The organism is Pedobacter sp. 01T416_2, from assembly GCF_056398925.1.
In genome coordinates this window covers 1-6,900 of sequence record NZ_JBFTQI010000278.1, presented here as the reverse complement: position 1 = coordinate 6,900, position 6,900 = coordinate 1, and the positions used below count along the sequence as shown (strand labels likewise).

Below are 6,900 nucleotides of genomic sequence, written 5' to 3'. Positions count from 1 at the left end.
GCTGTAGTTTTCTCCAATAAAATAATATACAGGTGGTAAATTGCTGATGATTATTATCCCTAGGATGATGATCAATATTGTCTTATTTCGTTTTTTCATGTTTCAATTAATTACATGGGCCTTTACTTTCGGGCATTTTTCCTCCACCTTCGTTGATGTCTAAATTTGGGTTTGCTGCTTTTTGTTCCCGCAAAGCGCTTGCCATTCCGGCTGGTGTTTTGGCAGTGCTTACGCCTCCGGGGCCACCTAGTCCGATCTGGGTGGTGGGATCGGGAATGGGCAGGTTTCCGGCCTGTCCAGCTGCATATACAAATGCAGAGCAGTTGAAGTCGGTAAAGTGGTACTGCGCTGGTGGGCTGCTGACATAGTTGATGACTTTTTGAAAGTTTTCACTGTTGACGTAATAGGTGGAGCTGATATTGTATTCTCCTAAACCATTGTCCAGGATCTGCGATTTTGAATCGAGTTTTTCCAGGCCTGTGCCGGTGGGGTAGAAGCCGATGGTCTGGGTGATGGTGGTGGTGCCGCTGGTTTTGCTTAAGGAGATGGCGACGTGGCCGAAGGCGTTCTGGCCGACGTTGAAGAAGGTGCCGGGCTGGGGTTCGACGACGTAGATGCGGATGGTGAAGGCGGCGTTGGGGTCGGTGATCTGGGAGAAGCAGTCCATCATTTTTTCGGGGTCGACTTTGCTGTTGTTTTCCCCTGGAAGGTTGGAGGGGGCTGGGGGAGTGGGATCTGGTGATACTTGTCCGCCGCCTCCACCGCCGGATGGGAGTGAGGTGCTGTTGGTGGTATTGCCTCCGTCTCCAGATGACCAGCTCATGCCGTCGTCGTAACTGGTGTAGCTGCAGATCAGTTCGGCATGGACGGTGAATTCCCCGTTGGCGTTGACGTAGCTGTCTTGTAGCCAGGTGCAGCTTTCGGTGAACTGTATGGTCATGGTTTTTCCCTGCTGGCCTTTTGGGGGATTGAGGTCTTTTAAGCGCTGGCCGGGTTGCGTGGTGAGCTTTTCTGTGGTGGCGATCTGTCCGACCTGTTTTCCTTCGCTATAGATCTGTCCGTTTTTTAGACGGTAGTTGAGGTCGTAGCTGAATACCCTTCCGGTGAAGGTTTTGCTATTGATGTTTGTTCCTTTCTGGAGGTAGATGGCATCAGGGATGATTTCCAGGATGCGGGCTTCCAAGGCTTTTGTGTTTGGATTTTTTCTGATGGCAAGCTGGCGGTAGCCCTGTTTGACATTTTGATAGACGGGCTGGCCCTGAAGCCTGATCTTCCAGGTATTGCCTTTCGGACTGGGGCTGTTGGCAGCGGTTTCCCAATGGACCCGGATGTTGCGGATAGCGGTGGTGCTGTCTGGTTGCTCTTTTATAAGCTGTCCCAGATAGGCTTTGGCTTCTGTCCTGCTGAGTGTGATGATATCTTCCGCTGGCCTGGTGTCTGCGCCTTTGGTGTTTTGGATGTTTTGCTCTTTTTTACAGGCAGAGAGGCTGAGCAGGATGAGGGCAAGTATATTAAGTTTTGTTTTCATGGGATGCTGGCTTAGTGAAAAATGGCTCCTGGTTTTGGGCTGTTTTGTGTCTGCTGACACATTTTGAGTTTTTTCCTGCGGATACGGCTCAGGGTTTCGCGGCTGATGCCGAGGTAGGAGGCGATATTCTGCTGGGTGGTCTGCTGTTCGATTTCGGGGTGGGTTTTGAGCAGCAGGTCATAACGGTGCTCAGGCGTTTGAGTACGGAGGAAAATGGCGCGTTCTTCGCTGAGGATGTAGTATTTCTGGGTGACGATCCTGCCCAGTAAGTTGCCTTCCCTAAAGTCGGCGTAATAGGCGTTAAGCTGGTTCCAGGTGATGGACTGGAGTTTGCAGTCCTGCAGGACTTCGATGTATTCGTGGGCGGGCTGTTGGGCGAAAAAGCTGTAGACGGAGATCATCAGGTCGCCTTTGCCCATGAACCAGGTGGTGCATTCTTTTCCGTTTTCATCGATGAAATAAGCGCGCAGGAATCCCTTGCGGATAAAGTACAGTCTTCTGGCGGTTTCGCCGGGACGGAGCAGGAGTGTTTTACGCGGAAAGGTCTGGATAAGGTTTTCCTGGTTGACCCTACTTTGCAAAGGCGCGGGCAGGGATGTGATGAAGCCTAAAGTCTGGAGCAGGTCGGCTTCTTCTTCGGTTAAATTTTGCATAGGTGATCGATTGTGTCACAGATCAACCTTTCGCTGCTTTAAGCGGATTAATATTGTCCTATCGGAACGGATACTATTTTTTAACGGTGAATTGCGGGTTTTAGTATGGGGTGGGGTGATGGCTGTTCTAGTGTCTAGATTGGGGCTCTTTTGTTTGTTCGTTTATTTTTGGTTAAAGGATTAAGGTATGAAAAAAGAAGAAGCATTGTTGGTTGTGGCGGATGTGGCTCAGGCTGCGCTAGAGGTCTATGAAAAGGAGAAGGCGCCATTGGCCCAGATGCGGGAGGTGGTGCTATTGGTGAAGGATAGGCTGTCGGAGCTTAAGGCTATGGTAATGGAACAGGGTTTTGGATCGGTGGAGGAGGAGATCGGTTTTTTTAAGGTGGTGTGGCCGGCGGTGTATAGCTGGCAGGTTTATGCGGCGGACCGTTTTGCGGTGGAGCTGAGGAGGCCTGTGGATGAACGGGGAAAGGTGATGGGTTATCTTCGTGGGGAGCTGGATTATGTGCAGAAGATTTTTTTACGCTATCCGGTGCAGTTTGTGTATTTCAGGCAGGGGATGGAAGGGCTGGACAGTGCTTATTTTTTGGGGGAAGGGAAAAGGGATGTGGCGCTGGAAGGGCTGGATGTAGATGCTGATGGACAGTTCGCTGGACCATGGAGTTATCTCTGGGCAAAGTTTATGGCGGGGGAAAGGTTGAGGGATTATTTATTGGCGGAACTTGCTGGGCTGGAGGTTGGTATAGGAGGTGGCGAGGCAATTACTGTTCCAGCGAAGCCGGTCCGTACGGGCGGGATGCGCTGGACGGGGGAGAAGGTGAACCTGATCGAGCTGGCGCATGCGCTGTTTGTGTCGGGGCAGATTGATAACGGCAAGGTGGGGATTACGGAGTTTTTTGAGCGGATGGGCAGGTGTTTTGAGATTGATCTGGGAATCCCCAAGCGGGGTTTTGATGATCTCGGTTCTCGGAAACGGTTGAGCAGGACGCATTTTCTGGAGGTGCTACGGGAGGGGCTGAATAAGAAGTTTGATGATGCGGATACTTTTGATCCCAGAAAGGGGAGGTTTTGAGCTGATAAAAAAAGGATAATCAATTTAATGATTACCCCTTATCTAAATTAATGCTCTCTGGCTTTCGCCGGATGTAAGGCGCTCATCCCTTACACTGCAATTATACGAAAAAAAATGTTTTCTGGTTTTTTATATGATAGCAATTGTCCTGAAGGAAGATGGTTGACCGCACTTAATTTATAACCAATAGCATATGGAAGGACCAGTTTTAGTGAACTGTTGGGAAGGTATTCTGAGAATTAACACAATTATCTTACTGTTATTCATAACCTCTTGAAGGGGTGATTTAAAAATCGACAGAAAAATGCAGCGCGTTTCCAAGAGGAGGTTACACTTGCTGGATGTCTCAGTAGTTCTAGTATAAACAGATCACAGGCTAACATATCCAAGCCAGAATGTGTTTCTACTTAGGATTAAAATTCAACTTCGCAGCTACGATCTATTAGAGTCCCGAATTTTATCGGACACATTCAGTGGGATCTCACAAGAAAAATGGTTTAAGGTGTTTTTCTTTTTTAGTATATAATCTTCTGTATGCAGTAATTTCAAACGTCGTTCGATGTTGTTGATGGCATCATCGAAGCCGTTCGTATCAAGATTTGTTTTTTTCTGCTTGAATTCAAAAGATAAGATGTTTTTATCGGCATCGACGTTGATATTTACGGGGTTTTGTAGTTCACTGGTAATCCCATATTTAACGGCATTCTCCAATAATGAAAATAATAGTAGGGGAGGAATTTCAACATTTAGATTTGTGTCATATTTAATATCAACATAGAATTCATCCATATTTAAACTTTTATGAAGTTTGATATAGGTGTCTAAACATTCAAGTTCTTTTTCGAGTTCAATTAAGGGGACATTGCTATTGTAGATCATGTACCGCATAATGGAAGAAAGCATCAACAGTTCCTCTGCCGTATCATCAAGACTTTCTCTTGCTTTTAAATGCATTTGATCTAAAGATTGGACTAGAAATGCAGGATTAAGTTTTGCTTTGAGGTATTGAGTCTCAATGAAATTCTGTTGAGCGTTCATAATCTCCTGACTTTTTTTCTTTGTAAAAAAGTCTATTGTCATCATGAAGATTAAACTTACAGACATTACAAGCCCCGATAGTAAAAAAGAAATAAAAAAAACAATGATATAATGTGAATAATTTTGGGGYAATGAAGCATCATTGATGTGTATGCCCCTTGAGAATAAGTAAAAGATCGCTGTCTTGAAGACCGATACAAAAAGGATGGTTAAGCAAAAAAAAACTATGAATAGTTTATAGTTTTTAACTTCGGTTATGAATTTTGGGAATAGATAAAAATAATTGAAGTAGAATGCCGCTATATTAGTGAGGAATAATATGATGTGTTGAGGATCATATAACTCATTGATGTTTTTCTTATCAAGTTGAAAGATGAGAACATAAGCACCAAAATATAGCGCCCAGAAAATTATGTGTAAAAGCCATATGAAAATGTTCTTCTGCATAAATAAGATGATTATAATGTTCAATGCCAAATTACAAATTTTCTTTTTTCATTGCCGTGGTTCTATACAAACGCACCTTTTCTATCGACGAATGGGCATTTATAGCGAACTAACCTGCTATTTGAAGGTTTGAATAACCATGGCTTAAATCGTTCCATAATCAAAAAGATAATAACATTTATAACCGGAAAGAAATAAAAACAAAAAAGCCTGGCTTCTGCAGACAGCAGATTTATGCCAAGCTTTCTATTAGACTGTCCAAAAACAAATTAAATCATAAAGACTTTGTTGTTTTTGAATAATAATGGGGCCAGTTGATTAGGGACAGATATTAATATCTGGCAAATGGCAACCATATTCATCATTTATTACAGAAACTTCTCCTTCTCCCATGCCGTCTGATTCGTCACAGCCCCATACGGTTTCATTGAAACAGAATTGTGGGCCTAAGGCTGTTGATACCAATACTTCGGTAGTTGTGCCGTCTCCACCTTTAGCTGTTTGGGCATGTTCTGGTTTTAGCTCTGTAATAAAGCTTAGAACTTTAAGTTCTTCAATGTTTAGTTTTTTTTTCATTTTGATTTGATTTTAATAATTAATTATTGGTTAAACTTTAATTTAATTGTTCTGCAGGTGTTACTTTTGGTATAAAAATGTAGGCATCATAAGATTCAAATAAATTTAATGTTCTGAACCGGGGCTTACCYCCATCTGTTGCGCCAACATTGTAAAAGATCCGATTTGAATTTGCCCAAGACCGAGCCATCGTTTTATTCAAATCCATAAAAAACGGAACTTTGAAAGTTTTTAGAATCTCAAATGAAAGATTATCTTCACTCGGCGGTAGGTAAAATATTGACTTTTGATTGGTCCTCGTACTAATAGCCCGAAATCCTCCTTGAGCAAAATCAGAATAAATACAATAGTACTTGTCCCCCATTGCTGCTCTTAGGTAGGTCCCGGTTCTTTTTTGCTTGACCAGGTTAAAAAAATAACCTTCGACTGATTTTTTTACATGAACATTGTGAGCTGCAAAAAAGGCTTTTGACTCCTTTCCATAAAAGCTCAATATGGAAAGAATATTTTCTGCCCTACATTTGTCAATAATCTGACCACGCCCATAATAGCTAACTTCATTGATCTTGATGTAATGTTTTATTAGCTGAACGCAGGTTTGTAAAATGAAGTAATTGTTTCGGTTTGAATAAATCTGACTGTTTTTTTTAGCTAGATTTTGTATTGTTAAGCTGACTTGCGTTAGTAGGAGATTAAATGGCTTTGAGTTTTTTTCTAAATGATAAAGCTGATTTATCGATTTTATTAATCCAATGCTTTCTTCGTCCGACTGATCTTGTAGCACATATTTTACTAATCTGGATATCTTTAATACATCTTTTTCATCAACGCCATAAAAGCGCACTTTCCGTTCATCAGAATTAAAAGCGTTATATTTTCTTATCCAATCGAGAATGTCCAATACCTCTGAGGTTGACCATACCCAAGAACTCTGGTTTTTGAGTAACTCCTTAGGATCTCCTTTACCGGTTAAAACAAAATCGTTGATTTTAACCGTATTTGCAAAGTCTGTTTCCACTAAAAAGAAGCGGTAATTACAGTTTTCTACGAGATATTTAAAAAAAGCCAGTCTGTAAACATTGAATTCGCTACTGCCGTGGGTACCCTCTCCAAAAGAAATAATCTGTGACTTATCACCAATCTTTTTCAAAAACGACAAATCTTTCCCTGTAGCGATCTCATTTGTCCCGGATCTTGTGATCGATACCGGTCCCCAGGAAGGAATTCCGTAGAAAGCGTATTTATAAATAAATACAGAAAGAAAAATTAATAATGTGATTGAGAGAATCAATAGATATTTTGTTTTCGTCATTGAGAGCTGTTAATTTGACTAGGCTATTACTTACATATGTTGTCAGTATTGTTCTATACAATAATAAGAAATATTTGTAAATATAAAAACCATTAAAAAATTTTATTGAAACCTTGGGGATTGATTAATTTAATGACAATTGGTCTTTAACCAGAGAGTAATACAGTTTTTGGTTAGAGATCAATTGATCATGTGTACCTGTTTCAAGAATTTCACCTTTTTCCATCACAATAATCTGATCAGCGTTCTTAACTGTACTGAGCCTGTGTGCTAC

The 6,900-nt window shown here is 42.0% G+C and carries 6 protein-coding genes; 1 reads left to right on the top strand and 5 read right to left on the bottom strand.

What is annotated here, in order from left to right; translation table 11 throughout:
• Positions 1–106 precede the first annotated feature (106 nt).
• Positions 107–1,528, bottom strand: a complete 1,422-nt coding sequence (locus tag AC1DPQ_RS13220) for a hypothetical protein (protein WP_477609673.1) — start codon at positions 1,526–1,528, stop codon at positions 107–109.
• An 11-nt stretch (positions 1,529–1,539) separates the two neighbouring features.
• Entirely contained in the window at positions 1,540–2,181 is a 642-nt protein-coding gene (locus AC1DPQ_RS13215; protein ID WP_477584012.1) for a Crp/Fnr family transcriptional regulator, read from the bottom strand.
• Positions 2,182–2,368: 187 nt separating this feature from the next.
• On the opposite strand from AC1DPQ_RS13215, the gene AC1DPQ_RS13210 reads away from it, so the two are divergent.
• On the top strand, positions 2,369–3,253 hold the full coding sequence (locus AC1DPQ_RS13210) for an RteC domain-containing protein (RefSeq protein ID WP_477584011.1): 885 nt from the start codon (positions 2,369–2,371) through the stop codon (positions 3,251–3,253).
• A gap of 432 nt (positions 3,254–3,685) precedes the next feature.
• On the opposite strand, the gene AC1DPQ_RS13205 is transcribed toward AC1DPQ_RS13210, so the two are convergent.
• From AC1DPQ_RS13205 to AC1DPQ_RS13195, 3 genes are all read right to left on the bottom strand, one after another.
• On the bottom strand, positions 3,686–4,291 hold the full coding sequence (locus AC1DPQ_RS13205) for a histidine kinase (protein ID WP_477584010.1): 606 nt from the start codon (positions 4,289–4,291) through the stop codon (positions 3,686–3,688).
• A gap of 765 nt (positions 4,292–5,056) precedes the next feature.
• On the bottom strand, positions 5,057–5,314 hold the full coding sequence (locus AC1DPQ_RS13200; RefSeq protein WP_477609671.1) for a pinensin family lanthipeptide: 258 nt from the start codon (positions 5,312–5,314) through the stop codon (positions 5,057–5,059).
• 37 nt (positions 5,315–5,351) lie between these two features.
• The gene (locus AC1DPQ_RS13195; RefSeq protein WP_477584008.1) at positions 5,352–6,626 is read right to left on the bottom strand and encodes an erythromycin esterase family protein; all 1,275 of its coding nucleotides are present in this window, start codon (positions 6,624–6,626) and stop codon (positions 5,352–5,354) included.
• Positions 6,627–6,900: the final 274 nt, after the last annotated feature.